The sequence below is a fragment of the Aminobacter sp. BA135 genome (assembly GCF_050859125.1).
Taxonomy (GTDB): Bacteria; Pseudomonadota; Alphaproteobacteria; order Rhizobiales; family Rhizobiaceae; genus Aminobacter; species Aminobacter ciceronei.
Genome location: NZ_CP139572.1, coordinates 1 through 21,174, shown reverse-complemented (window position 1 = coordinate 21,174; position 21,174 = coordinate 1). Strand labels below are relative to the sequence as shown.

Sequence of the window (21,174 nt, the reverse complement as noted above, 5' to 3'; positions counted from 1 at the left end):
ACCATGTCGCGTTTTCAGAGTTCAGGCCCATCCCAGCGCCAGCTTCGCGTCGGCGAGCAGGTGCGTCATGCGCTGTCCGAAATGCTCCCGCGCGGAGAGATCATCGATCCGGTGATCGAAACGACAGTCATCTCGATCACCGAGGTGCGGATGTCGCCCGATCTCAAGATCGCCACAGCCTTCGTGTCGCCGATCGGCGCCAAGGACCCGGACGCGGTCATCTCGGCACTCAACAAATACGCCAAATTCATCCGTGGCCGCGTTTCATTTGCCCTCAAGCAGATGAAATACATGCCGGAATTCCGTTTCCGGCTGGACACCAGTTACGACAATTTCGCCAAGATCAACGATCTGCTGCGCTCGCCCGAAGTGGCGCGCGACCTCGACGGCGAAGAAGACAAGGAAGACTGACATGTCGCGTCGCGGCAAGAAGAAAGGCCGGCCTGTCTCCGGCTGGCTGGTGCTGGACAAACCGGTGGGCATGGGCTCGACCGAGGCCGTCTCCAAGATCAAGTGGCTGTTCAACGCCGAGAAGGCCGGACATGCCGGAACCCTCGACCCGCTCGCCTCCGGCATGCTGCCGATCGCGCTCGGCGAAGCCACCAAGACCGTGCCCTACGTCATGGATGGCGCAAAGGTTTACCGCTTCACCGTCTCGTGGGGCGAAGAGCGCTCGACCGATGACCTGGAAGGACCGGTGACCAAGACCTCGGACAAGCGTCCGTCCGAGGAAGAGATCCGCGCCGTCATGCCAAAATATACCGGCGTCATCATGCAGACGCCGCCGCAGTTCTCGGCGATCAAGATCGCAGGCGAACGCGCCTATGACCTCGCCCGTGAGGGCGAGACCGTCGACATTCCGGCCCGCGAGGTCGAGATCGGCCGTCTCGAGATCATCGAAAACAGTGCTGAGCGCACCGTATTCGAGATCGATTGCGGCAAGGGCACCTATGTCCGCTCGCTTGCCCGCGACATGGGACGGGATCTCGGCTGCTTCGGCCACATCTCCGAGCTTCGCCGCACCGAGGTCGACCCCTTCACGGCAGAGGACTTCGTCACCATCGCCGAGCTCGAAGCGGCTCGCACCGCCGGCCAGCCGGAAGGCGAAGAGGGCAAATGGGACTTCACAGCGATCGATGAATTCGTCGTCGACACCTCGGCGGCACTCGACTGCCTGCCGCAGGTCGCCGTTACCGACGAAGCCGCCTCCAAGATCAGGCTCGGCAACCCGGTCATCGTTCGCGGCCGCGATGCCCCTGTCGAGGCCGAGGAAGCCTGCGCCACCGCGCGCGGCAAGCTCGTCGCCATCGGCGCCATCGAGCAGGGCATGTTCAAGCCCAAGCGGGTGTTCACTGCCTGACACTTGTCTGCCGGTGCCGTTTCCGCTTGGATCGCTGACATGATTCCGCGAGCGAGGCGAAATGGCACTGGCTGAACCCAACGGCAATCGTCGCCATCGCCAGCACGCGCGGCCGCCGGTCGGCGCGTCACCCGGCACGCTGATCGCCGATCCGTCGGCGCGCCAGTCGGCGCTGAACCTGACGCTGATCTCGCCTGATACCTGCGAGTTCGTCAACGACGCCAGCCTCGATGACGTCGAGGCGGCTTGCAACAACTGGCCGTTGATCTGGCTCGACTGCGTCGGGCTCGCCAATATCGGCCTGATCGAGGAGATCGGCAGGATCTTCCACCTGCACACGCTGGCACTCGAGGATGTGGTCAACACAGGCCAGCGCTCCAAGGCCGACTTCTTCGACGAGCATGCCTTCTTCGTACTGTCGATGATCGACGACGCCAGGACCAGCCGCTACGAGCAGATTTCGTTCTTCTTCGGCGACACCTTCGTCGTCACCTTCCAGGAGCGCGAGGGCGACCCGTTCGAGCCGGTGCGCCAGCGCATCCGCACCTCCAATCCGAGCCGCCTGCGCCATCGCAAGGCCGATTATCTTGCCTATGCGTTGATCGATGCGGTGGTGGACAGCTACTTCCCGATTGTCGATGCCACCGGCGACAAGGTCGACGCCATCGAGGACGAGCTGCTGGCCGCGCCCAGGAAGCAGCACATCAGCCAGCTGCACGGCTTGCGCCGGGCAACCAGCCAGCTCAAGCGCACGATCATGCCATTGCGCGACGCCCTGACGACACTCATCCGCTCCGATGCCCCCTTCATCACGACCGAGACGAAGGTCTATTTCAACGACACGCTCGACCATGCCATTCGTCTCGCCGAAACGGTCGAGTCCCAGCGGGAAACGATGATCGGCCTGATCGAGATGCAGCTGTCGCTGTCGCAATCGCGGACCAACGAGATCATCGGCGTTTTGACGATCGTCTCGGCGATCTTCATCCCGCTAACCTTTCTCGCCGGCATCTGGGGCATGAATTTCGATCCCGCCAGTTCGCCCTGGAACATGCCCGAGCTGCTGTGGCCCTATGGCTATCCGGCGGCCCTTGGCTTCATGGCCTTTGTCGCGATCTCGCTGGTGCTGTTTTTCCGCTGGCGCAAATGGCTCTGAAGGCCGGCTCGGAGCCGGCTTGCGAATGGGACTGGCTTTTGTTGCCAAATTCCACTATATGCGCCGCAACATCGCGCTTTTAAGCGCCTTGTTCCATTGGCCCCAGCTGGACGACATCCCGGCCGAGGGCGTCCCGTTTCCTCCAGATTGAAAGGAAAACACGATGTCGATCACTGCAGAGCGCAAGGCCGAGCTTATGACTCAGTTCGCAACCGCCAAGGGCGACACCGGTTCGCCGGAAGTCCAGGTTGCCATCCTCTCCGAGCGCATCAAGAACCTGACCGAGCACTTCAAGGACCACAAGAAGGACAATCACTCCCGTCGTGGTCTTCTGGCGCTCGTCTCCCTGCGTCGCTCGCTGCTTGACTACCTCAAGCGCAAGGACGACGCACGCTATCAGACGCTGATCGAGAAGCTCGGTCTGCGCCGCTGATGAATTGATCGGCGGGTTCTCCCCAGAGGAGAGCCCGCCGTTCGCGCATTCGGGCCATCCTTTTTGATGGTCCATTGGTCCGATCTCGCCACAGGGGCGGGGTCGCGCTGAAAAAGGTTCCGGAGCGCCGCAGCGACGCGCCCGAACCGCCCATGGACGGTCATGGGGCAGGATTGCAGGACGTTCGGCCGGCCGCATTTGCGGCCATTTCTCCCACCGAGCTTCTTGTTGTCTTGCCCGTGGCTGGCCAAATCGAAGCCAAGGCGTGTGCGGAAGACCAAGCGGTTTTCCCTATGGCGCGCCGAACAAGCCAGGGAATTGGCGCGCCGGAATGCGGCGTGGGCCGTTCCCGCCACGAAGGACAGAATATGTTCAATCACCACAAAGTTGAAATCGAATGGGGCGGCCGTCCGCTCATCCTCGAGACCGGCAAGATCGCGCGTCAGGCCGATGCCGCCGTGCTCGCCACCTACGGCGAAACCGTCGTCCTCGCCACCGTCGTTTCGGCCAAGGAGCCGAAGCCGGGCTTCGACTTCTTCCCGCTGACGGTCAACTATCAGGAAAAGACCTACGCAGCCGGCAAGATCCCCGGCGGCTACTTCAAGCGTGAAGGCCGTCCGAGCGAGAAGGAGACGCTGGTCTCCCGTCTGATCGACCGCCCGATCCGCCCGCTCTTCGCAGCCGGCTACAAGAACGACACCCAGGTCGTCATCACCGTCGTCCAGCACGACCTCGAAAACGATCCTGATATCCTGTCGATCGTTGCCACCTCGGCTGCCCTGACGCTCTCGGGCGTGCCTTTCATGGGCCCGATCGGCGGCGCCCGCGTCGGCTACATCAACGGCGAATACGTGCTCAACCCGCACATCGACGAGATGCAGGAATCCAAGCTCGACCTCGTCGTCGCCGGCACCGATGCCGCCGTGCTGATGGTAGAGTCGGAAGCCAAGGAACTGGCCGAAGACATCATGCTCGGCGCCGTCATGTTCGGTCACCGCGGCTTCCAGCCGGTCATCGACGCCATCATCAAGCTGGCCGAAGTGGCCGCCAAGGATCCGCGCGACTTCACCGCGCCGGATTATTCCGAGCTTGAAGCAGAGATGCTGAAGATCGTCGAAGGCGAGCTGCGCGACGCTTACAAGAACATCGACAAGCAGGCTCGTTATGCCGCTGTCGACGCGGTCAAGGCCAAGGTCAAGGCAGCGTTTGCCGCTGAAGGCGACGAAGCTCCGAAGTGGTCGGCCGACAAGGTCGCCACCGTGTTCAAGGAACTCCAGGCCAAGATCGTGCGCTGGAACATCCTCGACACCGGTTCGCGCATCGACGGCCGCGATCTCTCGACCGTTCGCCAGATCGTCTCCGAAGTCGGCGTCCTGCCGCGCACCCATGGTTCGTCGCTGTTCACCCGCGGCGAGACCCAGGCGCTGGTCGTTGCCACGCTGGGCACCGGCGAAGACGAGCAGTATGTCGACTCGCTGACCGGCATGTACAAGGAGAAGTTCCTCCTTCACTACAACTTCCCGCCCTACTCGGTTGGTGAAACCGGCCGCATGGGTTCGCCCGGCCGCCGCGAAATCGGCCACGGCAAGCTCGCCTGGCGCGCAGTGCGCCCGATGCTGCCGGCTGCCGACCAGTTCCCCTACACGTTGCGCGTCGTCTCCGAGATCACCGAGTCGAACGGCTCGTCCTCGATGGCTACCGTTTGCGGCACTTCGCTTGCTCTGATGGACGCCGGCGTTCCGCTGCAGAAGCCGGTTGCCGGCATCGCCATGGGTCTGATCAAGGAAGGCGAGCGTTTTGCAGTCCTGTCGGACATCCTCGGCGATGAGGATCACCTCGGCGACATGGACTTCAAGGTTGCCGGCACGACCAACGGCATCACCGCGCTGCAGATGGACATCAAGATCGACGGCATCACCGAAGAGATCATGAACATTGCGCTCGGCCAGGCCAAGGACGGCCGTCTGCACATCCTCGGCGAAATGTCGAAGGCTCTGTCGGAAGGCCGCTCGGAGCTGGGCGAATTCGCTCCGCGCATCGAGGTCATGCACATCCCGACCGACAAGATCCGTGAAGTCATCGGTTCGGGCGGCAAGGTCATCCGCGAGATCGTCGAGAAGACCGGCGCCAAGATCAACATCGAGGACGACGGCACGGTCAAGATCGCTTCGTCGAACGCTAAGGAGATCGAGGCGGCCAAGAAGTGGATCCACACTATCGTGGCCGAGCCGGAAGTCGGTGAGATCTACGAAGGCACGGTCGTCAAGACCGCCGACTTCGGCGCTTTCGTCAACTTCTTCGGCCCGCGCGACGGCCTCGTCCACATCTCGCAGCTTGCCAACGACCGCGTTGCCAAGACCTCGGATGTGGTCAAGGAAGGCGACAAGGTCTGGGTCAAGCTGATGGGCTTCGACGAGCGCGGCAAGGTCCGCCTGTCGATGAAGGTCGTCGACCAGGCCACCGGCAAGGAAATCATCAAGAAGGCTGAAGGCGAAGAAACCGCCGCTTGAGCTTCTGCTTGATGTAATCATGAAAGGGGCGCAGCCGCATGGCTGCGCCCTTTTTGTTTGGGGAAGGGGCGACCGAATGACAAGCTTAAGACGGATCGATGTTCCGGCATGCGACGCTGGGGCGCCCATGCCGATGGTAGTCGCCGATGAAGAAGGTCTGCTCTTCGGTTACTACCAACAGGCTTCCGGACGCGTGCCGTTCGAGACATGCGCGATTGTCAGCGCCGGCCCGTATCTTGCCCTCAAATTCGGCTATCCCAACGACTAGGTGCTGGGCGGGCATCGTTATGCGCCCTTGGGGCTTGCGGCTTACGAAGCCTATGAGGTGCAGGACTCGGAGTGGATCGACGAAATGAGGGCGGCTAATCGCGTACATCGACAGCATTCGGACGCGCTGTTTGCACGCTATCGTCATTTTGTCTTCGCATTCCACGACTCCGTCCTGGAGTTCGTGGCCTCACGCGCGCCGCAGGTGAAGTGCCTGCGTGGAGAGTTGCGTAGCTTGCTTTTTGCCGAGGTTGGCGGTCAGACAAAGAACGGCTAAGCGATAGCCTGGCGGCGGTCCCGGACTGGCCGCTGATCGAACTCCCAGACACCTGGAAAACGCCATGCCACGCGACGCACTGAAAACCCTGTTCTATCCCTTCGAGGCCGAGCTGTTGGCGATGCCGGGGCCGGGCATGCGTGCCCTGTTCATTGGCGCTGAGCCGGGCTTCAGGAAGCCGCAGGGCTTCGACGCCAGGCTTTCCCTTGTCCAGGGCTTCCGCCCGCATGTGCTGGCCCTGGCGGCGGCCGGACACGATGTTGCGGCGCGCGCCGAGGACGACGGTTTCGACATTACCCTGGTGCTGGCCGGGCGTCATCGCGGGCTCAACGAGCTGCGAGTCGCCGAGGCGATCGAACGCGTTGCGCCCGGCGGGCTGATCGTCGTTGCCGGCGGCAAGGAGGACGGCATTTCGAGCTTGCGCAAGCGCCTTGGCGGTTTGCTCGAGATCGAGGACCATTTGCCCAAATATCACGGCACGGCGCTGTGGTTCCACCGAACCGCCCAGGCCGAGGCAGCCGCAGCAACCTTGCGCGCCGACAATCCCGAAATGCTGGTTGAGGGCCGCTTCCGCACCGCGCCCGGCATGTTCTCCTTCGAGCGCATCGACGCAGGCTCGCGCCTTCTGGTCGACAACCTGCCCGCCGACATCAAGGGCAAGGTCGCCGACTTCTGCGCCGGCTGGGGTTATGTCGCGGCGGAGGTGGTTTCGCGTGCGAAGGAGCTCAAGGCGCTCGACCTGTTCGAAGCCGATTTCGAGGCACTGGAGGCAGCCAGGTCCAACGTGGCGGCCACATCCGTCCAGCCTGGCTTCCACTGGCAGGACCTCGCCAAGGAGCCTGTCGAGCGGCGCTACGACGTGGTGGTGATGAACCCGCCCTTCCACCAGGATCGCGACGCCGATCCCGAGATCGGCCATCGCATGATCAAGGCGGCGGCCGCGGCGCTCAAGCCGGGCGGGCGGCTGTTCATGGTGGCGAACCGCCACCTGCCCTACATGCCCGTTTTGGCGCAGGCTTTCTTCTCGGTCGAGGAAATCGCCGTCGACAACGCCTTCAGGGTCTATTCCGCCAAGCGTTGAGGTTGAGCATCTGCGCCAGGCGCGGAACCGCCATCAGGCCACGGCGCTGACGGGGGTCAGTGCAGGTTGGCGATGCCTTCGGTGCCCTGGGTCAGTGCCGGGTCGCCGAGGCTGAGCGGCGCGGGCCGCCCATAGAAATAGCCCTGGACCTCCTGGCAGCCGGCGGCCCTGAGCAGGGTCGCCTGTGTCTCCGTCTCCACGCCCTCGGCAATGGTGCGCACGCCGAGTGCCCTGGACAGGCCGACGATCGTCGACACCACGGCGCCCGAATTGCTGTCGGTCTCCATGCGGCTGACGAAAGAACGGTCGATCTTCAGCTTGTGGAACGAGAAGTCGATCAGATAGGCGAGGTTCGAGTAGCCGGTGCCGAAATCGTCGACTGCCACAGAGATGCCCATGGCGGTCAGCTGCTTCAGGATGGACGCCGCGCGATCGCGGTCCTGCATCATCGCCGATTCGGTCAGTTCGAGTTCCAGCCGCTTCGGCTCGATGCCGGTGTCCTTGATGATGCGCTCGACGATGCCGACGAAATCGCGGGTCATGAACTGCACCGGCGAAATGTTGACGGCAACGAAGCAATCCTCCGGCAGCAGGCGGGCGTCGGTGCAGGCCTTGCGCAGCACCCATTCGCCGATCGGCGCGATCATGCCGGTCTCCTCGGCGACCGAGATGAACTCGACCGGCGGGATCATGCCACGCTCGGGGTGGCGCCAGCGGATCAGCGCCTCATAGCCGACGACGCGGCCCGACGTCAGGTCGAGCTGCGGCTGGTAGTGCAGGTCGAAATCGCCCCGTTCGAAGGCGCCGTGAAGCTCCGATTCGACCCAGCGGCGGTGGTCGGCTACCCGGCCCATTTCGGGCTGGAACACGGCCCAGTCGCCGATGCCGCTGGCGCGCGCATTCTGCAGCGCAAGGTTCGAGCGGCGCAGGAGTACGACCGGGTCGTAGCCGTCCTTGGGCATGGCCACGACGCCGATGGAGACGTTGACCGACTGCTGGTGCGACGGCAGCTGGTACGGCCGCATCAGGTCGTGGATCAGGCGCTCGATCAGCGTGTCGAGCGAGCAGCGCAGCATCTGGTCGGGATAGAGGATGGCAAACTCGCCGGCGCCGATACGACCGATGACCATGTCGCGCGGCAAAGCCGCCTTGAGCCTCGCGGTAAAAGCGCGGATCAGCGCGTCGCCATTGCTGTAGCCGATGGCGTCGTTGATCTGCTTAAAGCGATCGATATCGATGTCGATAAGGAACATCGGCTTGCCGGTACGGGCCGTCGACGACGCTGCCTCGGCGATCTTGCCGACCATCGCGGGCCGCGCCAGAAGCCCGGTCAGCTTGTCGAAATGCGTTTCGTTGAAGACGAAATCAGCCGATTCGTCGACGCCGGCGAAGAACGACATTGCGGCGATCGAGGCGGCAAGTGCGCAAAGAGCTGCGATAACAGCGCTGATCGCGTCGCCCGACATGCCGCCGACATTGTTGCCAAGGCCAAGCCTCAGGACCCACAGGCCCAGCACGAAGCTGCCCATGCCGGAGGCGGCGATGGTAATGAGCCGAAACGTGGAGCTTCGACGGGGATTCCTGGCGGCAGGCATGCTGATTTTCCTAACTTGCGCGGCATTTCTACCGATTCGCTCGTTAAGATCGATTTTGACGATTGTCTACAATTTTACTAGCAGGCGTTTTTGTTACCGCGCCACGCGCCCCGTCCGGATGCGAGAATGGCGCCGCATATCCTGAAGTCGAGCTCGATCATGCTCGAAAATCGACGCCGATTTTCGAGGGGAGGGCGCTAGTCGCGCCCGCCATCCATCTGCTTGAGCTCGTCCAGCGTCGGCATCGAGACGATGTGGTAGCCCGAATCGACGTAGTGGATCTCGCCCGTGACGCCCGACGACAGGTCGGACAACAGGTACAGCGCCGAGCCGCCGACCTCTTCGAGGCTGACCGTGCGGCGCAGCGGCGAGTTGCGCTGCTGATAGGTGAACATGTGGCGCGCATCGGCGATGCCGGCACCCGCAAGCGTGCGCACCGGTCCGGCCGAGATGCCGTTGACCCGGATGCCGCGCGGGCCGTAGTCGTTGGCGAGGTAACGGACGCTGGCCTCGAGGCCAGCCTTGGCGACGCCCATGACGTTGTAGTTCGGCATGACGCGGACAGAGCCGGCATAGGTCAGCGTGATCATCGAGCCGCCGTCGTTCATCAGCGCCGCCGCATGTTTGGCGACCTCGGTGAAGGAGAAGCACGAGATCACCATGGTGCGCACGAAGTTCTCGCGCGTGGTGTCGGCGTAAAGGCCCTTGAGCTCGTTCTTGTCGGAGAAGCCGATGGCGTGCACCAGGAAGTCGATGCCGCCCCATTTTTCCCTGAGCGTCTCGAAGGCAGCAGCCACCGAAGCACTGTCCTCGACGTCACACGGCACCAGGATCTCGGCGCCGACCTTTTCTGCCAGCGGCTTGACACGGCGGCCGAAAGCTTCGCCTTGATAGGTAAAGGCGAGTTCGGCGCCATGCTCGGCAAGCTTCTGTGCGATGCCCCAGGCAATCGAATGGTCGTTCGCGACGCCCATGATGAGCCCGCGCTTGCCCTTCATCAATCCGTCCATGTCGGTGTCCCTATGCCGAGAGGCGCTGGAAAACGAGCGTGGCGTTGGTGCCGCCGAAACCGAAGGAGTTGGACAGCACGGTGTCGATCTTGGCGTCGTCGATGCGCTTGCGCACGATTGGCATGCCTTCGAATTCCGGGTCCAGCTCTTCGATATGCGCGCTTTCTCCGATGAAGCCGCCCTGCATCATCAGGATCGAATAGATCGATTCCTGCACGCCGGCTGCACCCAGCGAGTGACCGGTCAGCGACTTGGTCGAGGTGATGTTCGGCAGCTTGCCGGCGAAGACTTCGCGGATGGCGCCCATTTCCTTCGAATCGCCCACCGGCGTCGAGGTGCCGTGGGTGTTGATGTAGTCGACCTCACCCTTCACCGTCGACAGCGCCTGGCGCATGCAGCGCATCGCGCCTTCGCCCGACGGCGCGACCATGTCGTAGCCGTCAGAGGTCGCACCGTAGCCGACCAGCTCGCAATAGATCTTGGCGCCGCGCGCCTTGGCATGTTCGAGCTCTTCGAGCACCAGCACGCCGGCCCCACCGGCGATGACGAAGCCGTCGCGGTTGAGGTCATAAGCGCGTGAAGCGACCGAGGCACGGTCATTGTATTTGGACGACATCGCGCCCATGGCGTCGAACAGGTTCGACATGGTCCAGTCGAGGTCCTCGTGGCCGCCGGCGAACATGACGTCCTGCTTGCCCCACTGGATCATCTCCGCAGCATTGCCGATGCAATGCGCCGAGGTCGAGCAGGCCGACGAGATCGAATAGTTGACGCCGTGGATCTTGAACCAGGTGGCGAGCGTCGCCGAAGCGGTCGACGACATCGCCTTCGGCACCGCGAACGGTCCGATGCGCTTGGGGGAATTGTTCTTGAGCGTGATTTCCGACGCTTCGACGATGGTGCGCGTCGACGGGCCGCCCGAGCCCATGATGATACCGGTGCGCGGGTTGCCGGAGACGACGCTCTCTTCGAGGCCGCTGTCGGCGATCGCCTGCTTCATGGCGACATGGTTCCACATGCCGCCCTGCGACAGGAAACGGGCGGCGCGACGGTCGACCAGCTCGGTCGTGTCGAGATTGGGCGCGCCCCAGACCTGGCACTTGAAGCCGTGTTCGGCGAAATCGTTGGAGAAGCTGATGCCGGACTTGGCGTCCCGCAGCGATGCCGTGACCTCGTCGGCATTGTTGCCGATGGACGATACGATACCAAGGCCCGTTACGACGACGCGTCTCATTCAGATTTTCCTTTCAGAATGTCCGGCGGCCTCAGGCCGCGGCTTCCTGCTTCGAGAGCCCGACCTTGAGGTCGGTGGCCTTGTATATGGTCTCGCCATCGGCTTTCAACCAGCCGTCAGCGATGCCCAGGACCAGGCGGCCGCGCATCACGCGCTTGAAATCGATGCCGTATTCGACCTTCTTGACCGAAGGCGTCACCATGCCCTTGAACTTCACCTCACCGGTGGAAAGGGCCATGCCCTTGCCCTGCTCGCCGAGCCAGCCGAGGTAGAAGCCGGTCAGCTGCCACATGGCGTCGAGGCCGAGGCAGCCCGGCATGATCGGGTTGCCGATGAAGTGGCAAGGGAAGAACCAAAGGTCCGGCTTGATGTCGAACTCGGCGCGGGCAAAGCCCTTGTCGAACTCGCCGCCGGTCTCGCTGATCTCGGTGATGCGATCGAACATCAGCATCGGCGGAGCAGGCAATTGGGCATTGCCGGGTCCAAACAGCTCACCGCGGGCGCAAGCCAGCAGTTCCTCGTAGCCGTAGCTGGATTTCTGTTCGGCCATGAACACCTTCCCGTCATCGTTTTGGGCGGTGCCACGCCCTTCTTGTGTGCTCTCACTAGCACAGACTGTCTCAAGCCGGAAACCGGCGTTTGCGATTAACGCGCCCATCCGCCTGGGTCAATGCGCGCTATTGATCGCATTTGAGCTACAGAATATATGTCAACCATAGCTTGCCGGCTGCCGATCAGATTTTGGCGCGTTTGCGGGCTTAATATGGGGCGAAGGCAAAACTTCGACGAGGCGACGAGTGGATTCCCACAAGGCAAGCATTGCTGTGGAAATGCGTGTCCGCGACGCGGGGCTGAGGCCCACGCGTCAGCGTATCGCTTTGGCTGAACTGCTGTTTGCCAAGGGCGACCGGCACCTTTCCGCTGAGGAACTGCATGAAGAAGCCTTGTCGGCCGGTGTGCCGGTGTCGCTTGCGACCGTCTACAACGCGCTGCATCAGTTCACGGAATCAGGCCTTCTGCGCATCCTGGCCGTCGAAGGGTCGAAGACCTATTTCGACACCAACACCTCTGACCATCACCACTTCTACATCGAGGGCGAGAACCGCATCTTCGACATCGAGTCGAATTCGGTTTGTGTGTCCAACCTGCCGGAGCCTCCGGAAGGCATGGAAATCGCCAATGTCGATATCGTGGTCAGGCTGAGGCCCAAGCGCCCGGCCTGACCGGGAGCCTGCATCCGCTCTTTTCGATTGATCGCTCAGCCGCGTTCGCCGCGCGCCCGGAGACAGCCGGGCGTCGACGATCAGTTCTCGATGCTTTCGCCCGGGTAGGCGCCCCAGACCTGCGACTGGTTGAGCCAGCCGCTGGTGCCGGCAAACGACATCTCGCACCATGTGCCGTTGCACTGCTTGATCGAGCCGACGACGCCGGGATCGATGATGGCGACAGTGCGCGCGCCGTTCTCGGGCTTGGCGAGCAGGTTGAGCTGCGCCGGCTTGCCACGCTGCCAGGGGGCCGTCATCGCGGTGCGGTGACCCGACAGCAGCGACTGGTTGATCCAGCCTTCGGCACCTTCGGAATCGCGCACGCGGCGCCAGTTGTCATATTCCTGGATGATTTCCATCGGCAGGCCCGGCTTCATATAGAGCCAGTCGACCGGATAGTTGACGCCGGGACCGATGCGCGAATTGACCTTGCCCGACTTGAGACTGACGAATCGCGGCAACGGCAGGCCGCTGGGGCCGATCGTCCCATTCGGGGCAGCCGTGGCCGGGCCGACGAAACCGCTATCGGGCGAAACGAAAGCAAGGCCGATCAGGGCTGCGCTGACGGCCAGACGGAGCGACGCGAAACCAGACACTTCCGTAACCTCTGTTTGAACTTGGTGCCCTTTAGGCGGACACCCTTTTTCTTTGTCTTCGGCGGCACTGCTTGTTACACAGATTACCACTCATGGATCGGATTGCAGTTTCGCCGGTCTTGGTTAAAGAGGTCTCAACGAGATCTTCGTCGAGGATAGAATGGCCGGTCGAAAAAAGCCTCTCGTCGTCATTACGCGCAAGCTGCCCGACCAGGTCGAGACGCGGATGCGCGAACTCTTCGACGCGCGGCTGAATGTCGACGACCGGCCGATGAGCCAGCCGGAGCTGGTGGCGGCGGTCAAGGAAGCCGACGTGCTGGTACCGACTGTGACCGACACCATCGACGCCGCCCTGATCGAGCAGGCCGGCCCCAACCTCAAGCTGATCGCCAATTTCGGCAATGGTGTCGACAAGATCGACGTCACCGCCGCCGCCAAGCGCGGCATCACCGTCACCAACACGCCGAACGTCCTGACCGAAGACACCGCCGACATGGCGATGGCGCTGATGCTCGCCGTTCCACGCCGCCTGACCGAGGGCGCCAGTGTTCTCACCGGCGACAAGAAATGGGCCGGCTGGTCGCCGACCTGGATGCTCGGCCGCCGCATCGGCGGCAAGCGCCTCGGCATCGTCGGCATGGGGCGCATCGGCACCGCGGTTGCCCGCCGCGCCAAGGCCTTCGGACTGTCGATCCATTACCACAACCGCCACCGTGTGCTGCAGTCGGTCGAAGACGAGTTGGAGGCGACCTATTGGGAGAGCCTCGACCAGATGCTCGCCCGCATGGACATCATCTCGATCAACTGCCCGTCGACGCCGGCGACCTTCCATCTGCTGTCGGGCCGCAGGTTGGCGCTGATGCAGCCGCACGCCTATCTCGTCAACATCGCCCGTGGCGACATCATCGACGAGGACGCACTGGTCAAGATGCTGCAGGACGGCAAGCTTGCCGGGGCCGCCCTCGACGTCTTCGAGCATGAGCCGGCGGTCAACCACAAGCTGCTCAAGCTTGCCGCCCGCGGCAAGGTGGTGCTGATGCCGCATATGGGCTCGGCCACCATCGAGGGCCGCATCGACATGGGCGAAAAGGTCATCATCAACATCCGCGCTCACGTCGACGGCCACCGCCCACCGGACCGCGTGCTGCCGCTGAGGACCTGAGCGGACGCGATTTCGCTGCGTCCCTTGAGGCTCGCCTCTTGCACCTCAGGATGAGGAAGGTCGTCGATTTTCAGCTTGCCGCCTCGATGGTCCAGAACTTGGTGCTTAGTGCTCCGACTGCCCCATCCAGAGGTGCGAGCCCTCATCCACCTTGCATGGTTGGGGCCATAGGCTGGCGGCGAGCCTCGAAGACGCACGGCCCAGCCGCCCGCTTCAGTTGGAAACGCTGATCGCCCCATCAGCACCAACCTGCAGCTGCCTTCCCTCGAACGCGCCGAACATCTCCCGCGGCAGCCTCACCGCCACCGGTGTCTCCCAACCCATCTCTTGCGCCACGATCAGCCCGAGCAGGAGGATGGCGTCGGGCTCGTGCAGCACCAGTGCCGCCGGCGCATGACCGGCATGGACAAGTTCCATCAGCACGGCTGATGCCGATGAAGAGCCGATAGTGCCAGGCAAAAACAACACCTTGCCCGAGATGCTCTGGCCGCATTCGGGATGGCGTACGTCGGCGATGCGCCCGGATTTTGGATCGACGCCGCCCCAGAAGCTGATCGGCGCCGACAGCACCAGTGCCGGGCCTTGACCCGGCTTGCCTGCGACGAGGATGTTGCCGCGTGCGCTCACGAGCCGAACCTCGCAAACACCGGCCGCCCGGTGACAGCACTTTCGACGCAGTCGGCGAGCGAGCCATAGAGCACGGCGTAGCCGGTGTTTCCGGGTGCATAATGGGCGAACTTTCCCGAATTGGTCATCAGCACGCCGCCGGCACTGTCAGGCAGGATCGGTGTCACCACCACGCAGGTATCAGTAACGACGACCACGCCGAGCGCTTCCAGCGCCTTGCGCCAGCCGTTGCGGTCGAGCTCGGCCAGCACATGTCGGCCGGTGCAGGCATGGATCGGCACGGCAAGCCGCCGCCCAGCCATCAGCCGTTGCAGCGCGCCGAACTCGTCAAGCGACAGATGGGGGCTGCCGATGGCGACGGCGTCGATGCGGTCGGTGTTGCCGGCTGTCGAAAGCTTGGCCTGGGCGGAGGTGACCATGGCGGCCGTTACCAGGATCGTGGTCTCGGCTGCGATGCCGCCCAGCGCCGTTTCGGCATCGGGCGCTTCCGGGGTGACGCCGTCAATATGGAACAGGCCGACCGCACCAGACGATGCGGCCGCAGCACCAAAGGCCTTGAGCGCGTCCTCGCCGGGGTTTCGTGGTATCCCCGTCACCACGCCGACGGCATTGCCGACCTCGCGGCCATAAAGGCTGCCGAGCACCGGCCAGGCGATTTCAGAGGCGAGGAATTCAGGGGGCAGGGCGGAGACATCGAAAACCAGCGTCGCGCGGCGGTTCTCCTTGAGGTGCAGGCCATAGTCGGGCGCGCGGCCCGAGATCGCGCAGGCAATGTCGAGGAAGTCGCCATAGCGGTTTGTGCGGGCGCCAAGCACCGAGTTGCAGAAGACGACAGCGTTCGATTCGCCCCAGGCGACGTCGCTGCCGAAGGCAGGCCGGTGGCCGGCCTGGTAGGGCGCGCAGGTCCAGCTCTGCTCGCAGCCGAGCTTGCGGTAGGCCTCCATCATCCGACGCGCCATCGACCGTTGCGGCTCTTCGAGGCGCACGCGCGAGCAGCCCATGAGATCGAGCGCGCCGACATTGAGCGTCGAGCGCACAGCCACTTGGGCGCCGCCTTCGACCAGCCGTTCGGCGAACAGCGTGCCCGAATCGCCGTGATAGAGCGCACCGTCTATATGCGCCGAGGCGATCGGGATCAGCCTGGGCGCGCCGAGCAGGGCCGCACGTTCGGCGACGATGCGCATCGCCATGGCAGCGCCATCGGCTCCGCCGGCGATTCTCCGTTCGTCGGCGGTGAGAGCGAGACTCACCGAAGCGTCTTTCGAAAGGTGATCGAGGTCGGGCGGTCGAAGCCGTCATGCGCGGTACGCTCGAACTCTACGAAGCCCATTTTGGCAAAGGTAGCGTGGTTGGCAGCGAGCTCGATTCGGGTTTGCAGCTCGAGCACCGGCTTGCCCCGCTCTGCGGCATGGCGCTCGGCCGCCAGCATCAGCGCCCGGCCGATGCCAAGGCCGCGAGCGCTGTCGTCGACGGCAAGCTTGCCGACATAGATGACATCGTCCCGCTCGGCGGCGAAGATGCAGCCGACAAGCCGTCCGTCCAGGGTGGCGATGAAGCCGACCTCATCCCAGGCCTTGTCGCGCAGACTGGCTGCAGTCAGCCGATGCGCCGAGGACGGCGGGTCGATGACGCCGTCCATATAGGCGAAGGCGCGCATGATCAGGCCGAGCAACTCGTCCCAGCGGTCGAAAGCCTGCGTCAGCCGCGCGATGTCAGCTTTGCCTGCCATGGTTCAGGAGGCTTTGTAGCGCACGGTGTCGAAACGTGCTCCGAGCGCATCGTAGAGCAAAAGCCGGCCGACAAGCGGCTCGCCGATGCCGGTGATCAGCTTGATCGCCTCCATTGCCTGCAGCGTGCCGATCACGCCGGTCAGCGCGCCGAGCACGCCGGCCTCGGCACAGGACGGCACCAGCCCCGCCGGCGGCGGCTCGGGAAAGAGGTCGCGATAGGTCGGGTTCTTGAGGCCTTCGCCGTTCGTCTCGAACGGCTTCAAAACGGTGATCGAACCGTCGAAGCGTCCCACAGCGGCATGTACCAGCGGCCGCCTCACCTCGGCTGCGGCATCGGCCACGGCATAACGCGTCTCGAAGTTGTCGGAGCCGTCGATGACCATGTCGTAACCGGCGATCAGCTCGGCAGCGTTCGCCGAGGTCAGCCTGAGCTTGTGCAATTGGACCGTCACATGCGGGTTGATGCGGGCAATGGTTGCGGCGGCACTGTCAGCCTTGGAGATGCCGACTGAATCAGTGGCGTGGATGACCTGGCGCTGCAGGTTGGACAACGAGACATGGTCGTCGTCGACGATTCCAAGCGTGCCGACGCCGGCCGCTGCGAGATATTCGAGCACCGGGGCGCCGAGCCCGCCGGCACCAATCACCAGCACGCGTGCGCGCTTTAACTTCTGCTGGCCCGGCCCGCCGATCTCCGGCAGCACGATATGCCTGGCGTAGCGTTCGAGTTCTTCAGGGGAGAGCGGGGCTGGCTGGTTCATGGCTCAACCATATCGCCACGGCTTGTGCTTGTCAGTCGGATAGCCGCGCGAACTATCGGTCCAGACTATCGGGCAACGGCGTTTCGCTGACATTGCCATGGTCGACGGTCAGGAACTGCGCCCGGCCGGCGAGGCTTGAGAACAGGCTGGGCTCGGTGCCGGTCATGAAGGCCTGGCAATTGAGGTCTTCGAGGATTTCGAACAGTGCCGCGCGCCGTCCGGCATCGAGATGGGCGGCGATCTCGTCGAGCAGCAGGATGGGAGCCGCACCCGCCATCTCGCCGGTGAGGCGGGCATGCGAAATGACGATGCCGACCAGCAAGGCCTTCTGTTCGCCGGTCGAGCACAGCTCCGCCGGCATGGATTTCGGCTTGTGGCGCACGACGAGATCGGAGCGGTGCGGGCCTTCGAGCGTGCGTCCCGCCGCGCGGTCGCGCTCGCGCCCGCCGGCCAGGGCCTGGCGGAAACGCTCCTCCAGCTCCACCGCCGGCATGTCGCCGATGCTCTGTTCGAGCGTACCGGCCAAACTCAGCTCGGCTTGCGGGAACGGGCCGGTTTCCGGCATCCGCCCGATCATCGCCGTCAGAAGTCGCACCATCTCGACGCGCGCGGCGGCGATCGCGGCACCCGTCTCGGCCATCTGGATCTCGATCGCATCGAACCAGGCGTTGTCGCGCCGGTCTTCGGACAGCAGGCGATTGCGGCCGCGCATCGCCTTTTCATAGTCGAGCGCGCGCTGGCCATGCGCCGGGTCGATCGCCAGCACCAGACGGTCGAGAAAACGGCGACGGTCGCCGGCCGGCCCGGTGAACAGCGCGTCCATCGACGGCGTCAACCACACCACGCGTAGCCATTCCAGCATGTCGTCGGCCTTGGCGGCGGCACCATTGATGCGCACGCGGCGCCCGGCCTCGCCTACAGCGTCCGGCGTCGTGCCCGTGCCCAGCTCGGCATCGCCGAACGGCCCCTCGATCGCCGCATGCACGGCAAAGGCACCCGCGCTGCCTTCGCGGGCGACGTCGGGATAGGGCGCACGGCGCAGGCCGCGTCCCGGCGTCAGGAAGGAGATGGCTTCGAGAAGGTTGGTCTTGCCGGCACCATTCTCGCCGGTGAACACCACCGCGCCCGGCCTGAGGTCGAGCGAGAGCGAGCTGTAATTGCGGAAGTCGGTAAGCTGAAGCTTACCGATATGTGTCGAGGGGATGCGCTTCCGCGTCTCCCCCGTATCTGGCTCCAACACGGGCGTGTGGGCGCTACACGCGCATCGGCATCAGCACGTAGAGAGCGTTCTCGTCGGCTGTGTCGTGGATGAGCGTGGGCGACCCGGCATCGGCCAGCATGAAGCGGGCTTCGCTGCCCTTGAGCTGGGCGGCGACGTCGAGCAGGTACTTGGCGTTGAAGCCGATCTCGATCGGGTCCGAGGAATAGTCGGCGGCCAGCTCTTCGACGGCGCTGCCCGAATCGGGATTGTTGACGGCCAGCGTCACCAGCCCGTCGGCGATCGACAGCTTCACCGCGCGGCCACGCTCGGACGAGATCGTCGAGACACGGTCGACGGCAGCAGCAAAGCTCTGGCGGTCGATGATCAGCTTCTTGTCGTTGCCGCTCGGAATGACGCGCTGATAGTCGGGGAAGGTTCCGTCGATCAGCTTCGAGGTCAGGATCACGCCGCCGATGGTCAGGCGCATCTTGGTGTCGGAAATCTCGGTGGTGACGGCGACGTCCGGATCGTCGATCAGCTTCTGCAGCTCGGAAACGGTCTTGCGCGGAATGATGATGCCCGGCATGCCCTCTGAGCCGGCCGGCGCCTCGACCTCGGCGCGCGCCAGGCGGTGGCCGTCGGTGGCGACCGCGCGCAGCATCAGCTTGCCGCCGCTCTCATGCGTGTGCAGGTAGATGCCGTTGAGATAATAACGCGTCTCTTCGGTCGAGATGGCGAACTGGGTCTTGTCGATCAGGCCCTTGAGCGCGTTGGCGTCGAGCCGGAAGATGTGGGAGAAAGTGCCGGCGGAAAGCTCGGGGAAATCCGACTGCGGCAGGCACTGCAGCCGGAAGCTGGAGCGGCCCGAGACCACCGACATGGCGTTGCCGTCCTCGTCGGTCTTCAGCATCACTTCGGCGCCGTCAGGCAGCTTGCGCACGATGTCGTAGAGCAGGTGCGCGGGAACCGTGGTCGCGCCGCCCTGTTCGACGGAGGCCGGTGTAGCTTCCGAGATCTCGAGATCGAGGTCGGTCGCCTTCAGTTCGAGGCTCGCGCCATTGGCCTGCAGCAGCACGTTGGACAGGATCGGAATGGTGTTCCGGCGCTCGACCACGCGGTGCACGTGGTTCAGGGACTTCAACAGGTTGGAGCGTTCCAGGATAACACGCATGACGAAACAGGCTCGCTTGTTTGAAGGTGCGGGCTCGCGGGCTCGAATGCGCCCGGGAAAGCCCGCAACACGATCGGAATTCACCTGAGTCTGACAGGAAAAACGGCGGAAAGGCAAGCCCGCGCGACGACTTGGCGGCCGTGGCGCGGGCGTTCTGGGGATAAGTCGCAGGCGTCAATCCGTCGCCTGCGTTTGCAGCCCGTCAGGCCTGGTCGTTGATCAGCCGCCTCAACAGTTCGAGCTCCTGGGCGAGCGTGTTGTCGCCGCCCGACAGATCCTCGATCTTGCGCACGGCATGCAGCACCGTGGTGTGGTCGCGACCACCGAAACGCCGGCCGATCTCGGGCAGCGACCGCGGCGTCATCACCTTCGACAGATACATCGCGATCTGACGCGGCTTGACGATGGTGCGGGTGCGGCGGTTCGACAGAAGCTCGGTCTTCGACACGTTGTAGTGCCGCGCCACGATGCGCTGGATGTCTTCGATGCGCACGCGCTTCGGCTCGCCGGAGCGGTAGATGTGGCCGAGAATCTCGTCGATGCGCTCGATCGACAGCTGCGGCTCGAACGACTGGCGGAAGATCAGCTGGTTGAAGGCGCCTTCCAGCTCACGGCCCGAGCCGGTCACGGTGCGGGCGACATGGGTGAGGATTTCCTCGTCCATGGCAAGGTTGGGGTCTTCGTGCTTGGCGCCGGCGAAGCGCAGCTTGAGCATGCCAAGGCGCATGCCGAAGTCCGGTGCCGACATTTCGAGCGCCACGCCGCCATTGAGGCGCGAACGCACGCGCGGCTCGAGCGATTCCAGTTCCGCCGGCGGCCGGTCGGCCGCAACCACCACCTGCTTGGCCGAATCGAGCAGCATGTTGATGAGATGGCAGAACTCGTGCTGGATCGACTTGCCCTGCAGGAACTGCATGTCGTCGATGATGAGCAGGTCGATGTCGCGCAACTGTTCCTTGAGCGTCAGCGCGTTGTTGTCGCGGATCGCGGTCGCAAAGCGCCACATGAAGTATTCGGCCGTCAGGTAGACGACACGCGACTTCGGGTTCTGGCGCAGTGATTCTGCCGCGATCGCCTGCAACAGGTGCGTCTTGCCGAGACCGACGGTGGCGTGGAGGAACAGCGGGTTGAAGCGCGAGTTCGATTCCGCCACAGCACGCGCCGCTGCAAGGGCCACCCGGTTGGACGGGCCTTCGACGAAGGACTGGAAGGTGTAGCGCGGGTCGAGCGGCGAGCCGAGCACGCTCTGCTTGAATTCCTGGTCGGCGGTACCGTTGCGCACCGGGGCAGGGCGCTCGGCAGCGCGCCCGGCAGCCACGGTGCTGGTGGCAAGGGCGGTCTGTGCCTGGCGCACCGGCTTGCGCAGCGCAGCCGTGTCGGCTTCCACGCCGGGGCGCGCCGTACGGGTTGCCGTACGGATGATGATTTCGAGCTTCAGCAGCCCAGGCTCTTCCTGGCGCCAGAGTTCGGAAATCAGATCGAGATAATGGCTGTTGATCCAGGAGCGCAGGAAAGCCGTCGGCACCGAGAGGCGCACGATGCCCTTCGAGGTCTCCGCAAGCTTCATGCGGCCGAACCAGCTTGAGAAGACCTCGCTGCCCAGGCGTACCTGGAGCTGCGTCTTGACCCGGTCAAAATTCTTCTCTGCGGCGCTGGTTGCTGCCACTTCATTGCCCTCGATCAGTTCGCCGGTAAAAAGAAAGCCCGCATTTGCTTCCCTTTCGATGCCGCTTTGCAT

21 protein-coding genes are annotated in these 21,174 nt (G+C 63.9%); 9 read left to right on the top strand and 12 right to left on the bottom strand.

Annotated elements, in window-relative coordinates:
* Nucleotides 1-3 precede the first annotated feature (3 nt).
* The 7 genes from rbfA (at nucleotide 4) to SLT36_RS00075 (ending at nucleotide 7,084) form a co-directional block, all read left to right on the top strand.
* Nucleotides 4-411: a 30S ribosome-binding factor RbfA gene (gene rbfA / locus SLT36_RS00105; protein WP_067954438.1), complete on the top strand. Its 408-nt coding sequence runs from the start codon at nucleotides 4-6 to the stop codon at nucleotides 409-411.
* A gap of 1 nt (nucleotide 412) precedes the next feature.
* The gene (gene truB, locus SLT36_RS00100) at nucleotides 413-1,360 is read left to right on the top strand and encodes a tRNA pseudouridine(55) synthase TruB (RefSeq protein ID WP_432285216.1); all 948 of its coding nucleotides are present in this window, start codon (nucleotides 413-415) and stop codon (nucleotides 1,358-1,360) included.
* A gap of 61 nt (nucleotides 1,361-1,421) precedes the next feature.
* Nucleotides 1,422-2,516, top strand: a complete 1,095-nt coding sequence (gene corA, locus SLT36_RS00095; RefSeq protein WP_432285214.1) for a magnesium/cobalt transporter CorA — start codon at nucleotides 1,422-1,424, stop codon at nucleotides 2,514-2,516.
* Nucleotides 2,517-2,679: 163 nt separating this feature from the next.
* A complete protein-coding gene (gene rpsO, locus SLT36_RS00090) occupies nucleotides 2,680-2,949 on the top strand; it encodes a 30S ribosomal protein S15 (RefSeq protein ID WP_432285212.1) in 270 nt (89 codons plus the stop codon).
* Between the two features lie 368 nt (nucleotides 2,950-3,317).
* On the top strand, nucleotides 3,318-5,459 hold the full coding sequence (gene pnp, locus SLT36_RS00085; RefSeq protein ID WP_432285211.1) for a polyribonucleotide nucleotidyltransferase: 2,142 nt from the start codon (nucleotides 3,318-3,320) through the stop codon (nucleotides 5,457-5,459).
* 127 nt (nucleotides 5,460-5,586) lie between these two features.
* Complete coding sequence (locus SLT36_RS00080) at nucleotides 5,587-5,727, top strand: hypothetical protein (RefSeq protein ID WP_432285209.1); 141 nt, start codon at nucleotides 5,587-5,589, stop codon at nucleotides 5,725-5,727.
* 340 nt (nucleotides 5,728-6,067) lie between these two features.
* Nucleotides 6,068-7,084, top strand: a complete 1,017-nt coding sequence (locus SLT36_RS00075; RefSeq protein WP_432285207.1) for a class I SAM-dependent methyltransferase — start codon at nucleotides 6,068-6,070, stop codon at nucleotides 7,082-7,084.
* A gap of 56 nt (nucleotides 7,085-7,140) precedes the next feature.
* On the opposite strand, the gene SLT36_RS00070 is transcribed toward SLT36_RS00075, so the two are convergent.
* The 4 genes from SLT36_RS00070 to fabA all read right to left on the bottom strand — a co-directional run bounded on the left by SLT36_RS00070 (nucleotide 7,141) and on the right by fabA (nucleotide 11,473).
* Nucleotides 7,141-8,679 (bottom strand): putative bifunctional diguanylate cyclase/phosphodiesterase, encoded by a 1,539-nt coding sequence (locus SLT36_RS00070; protein ID WP_432285205.1) that lies wholly within the window; start codon nucleotides 8,677-8,679, stop codon nucleotides 7,141-7,143.
* A 197-nt stretch (nucleotides 8,680-8,876) separates the two neighbouring features.
* A complete protein-coding gene (fabI, locus tag SLT36_RS00065; protein ID WP_067954426.1) occupies nucleotides 8,877-9,689 on the bottom strand; it encodes an enoyl-ACP reductase FabI in 813 nt (270 codons plus the stop codon).
* Nucleotides 9,690-9,699: 10 nt separating this feature from the next.
* Nucleotides 9,700-10,923: a beta-ketoacyl-ACP synthase I gene (gene fabB, locus SLT36_RS00060; RefSeq protein ID WP_067954424.1), complete on the bottom strand. Its 1,224-nt coding sequence runs from the start codon at nucleotides 10,921-10,923 to the stop codon at nucleotides 9,700-9,702.
* 31 nt (nucleotides 10,924-10,954) lie between these two features.
* A complete protein-coding gene (fabA, locus tag SLT36_RS00055; RefSeq protein ID WP_067954422.1) occupies nucleotides 10,955-11,473 on the bottom strand; it encodes a 3-hydroxyacyl-[acyl-carrier-protein] dehydratase FabA in 519 nt (172 codons plus the stop codon).
* Between the two features lie 280 nt (nucleotides 11,474-11,753).
* Here fabA and irrA point away from each other — a divergent pair, with 280 nt between their 5' ends.
* A complete protein-coding gene (gene irrA, locus SLT36_RS00050) occupies nucleotides 11,754-12,146 on the top strand; it encodes an iron response transcriptional regulator IrrA (RefSeq protein ID WP_067954421.1) in 393 nt (130 codons plus the stop codon).
* Between the two features lie 80 nt (nucleotides 12,147-12,226).
* Here irrA and SLT36_RS00045 read toward each other — a convergent pair whose 3' ends face one another.
* On the bottom strand, nucleotides 12,227-12,784 hold the full coding sequence (locus SLT36_RS00045; RefSeq protein WP_182575142.1) for an SH3 domain-containing protein: 558 nt from the start codon (nucleotides 12,782-12,784) through the stop codon (nucleotides 12,227-12,229).
* 160 nt (nucleotides 12,785-12,944) lie between these two features.
* Between SLT36_RS00045 and SLT36_RS00040 the strand changes: the two genes are divergently transcribed.
* Nucleotides 12,945-13,946, top strand: coding sequence for a 2-hydroxyacid dehydrogenase (locus tag SLT36_RS00040; RefSeq protein WP_192318687.1), 1,002 nt, complete (start codon nucleotides 12,945-12,947; stop codon nucleotides 13,944-13,946).
* 213 nt (nucleotides 13,947-14,159) lie between these two features.
* Here the strand turns inward: SLT36_RS00040 and SLT36_RS00035 are convergent, their stop codons facing one another.
* From SLT36_RS00035 to dnaA, 7 genes are all read right to left on the bottom strand, one after another.
* A complete protein-coding gene (locus tag SLT36_RS00035; protein ID WP_432285203.1) occupies nucleotides 14,160-14,573 on the bottom strand; it encodes an aconitase X swivel domain-containing protein in 414 nt (137 codons plus the stop codon).
* Nucleotides 14,570-15,823 carry an aconitase X gene (locus SLT36_RS00030; protein WP_432285201.1) on the bottom strand — a complete coding sequence of 418 codons (1,254 nt, stop codon included), beginning with the start codon at nucleotides 15,821-15,823 and terminating at the stop codon, nucleotides 14,570-14,572. The genes SLT36_RS00035 and SLT36_RS00030 overlap by 4 nt, the downstream gene beginning before the upstream one ends.
* The gene (locus SLT36_RS00025; RefSeq protein WP_432285199.1) at nucleotides 15,820-16,302 is read right to left on the bottom strand and encodes a GNAT family N-acetyltransferase; all 483 of its coding nucleotides are present in this window, start codon (nucleotides 16,300-16,302) and stop codon (nucleotides 15,820-15,822) included. The genes SLT36_RS00030 and SLT36_RS00025 overlap by 4 nt, the downstream gene beginning before the upstream one ends.
* Before the next feature lie 3 nt (nucleotides 16,303-16,305).
* Complete coding sequence (locus SLT36_RS00020) at nucleotides 16,306-17,064, bottom strand: molybdopterin-synthase adenylyltransferase MoeB (protein WP_432285198.1); 759 nt, start codon at nucleotides 17,062-17,064, stop codon at nucleotides 16,306-16,308.
* 52 nt (nucleotides 17,065-17,116) lie between these two features.
* Complete coding sequence (gene recF, locus SLT36_RS00015) at nucleotides 17,117-18,268, bottom strand: DNA replication/repair protein RecF (protein WP_432288523.1); 1,152 nt, start codon at nucleotides 18,266-18,268, stop codon at nucleotides 17,117-17,119.
* Between the two features lie 49 nt (nucleotides 18,269-18,317).
* Nucleotides 18,318-19,436 (bottom strand): DNA polymerase III subunit beta, encoded by a 1,119-nt coding sequence (dnaN, locus tag SLT36_RS00010; RefSeq protein WP_067954407.1) that lies wholly within the window; start codon nucleotides 19,434-19,436, stop codon nucleotides 18,318-18,320.
* Nucleotides 19,437-19,638: 202 nt separating this feature from the next.
* Entirely contained in the window at nucleotides 19,639-21,174 is a 1,536-nt protein-coding gene (gene dnaA, locus SLT36_RS00005) for a chromosomal replication initiator protein DnaA (RefSeq protein ID WP_067954401.1), read from the bottom strand.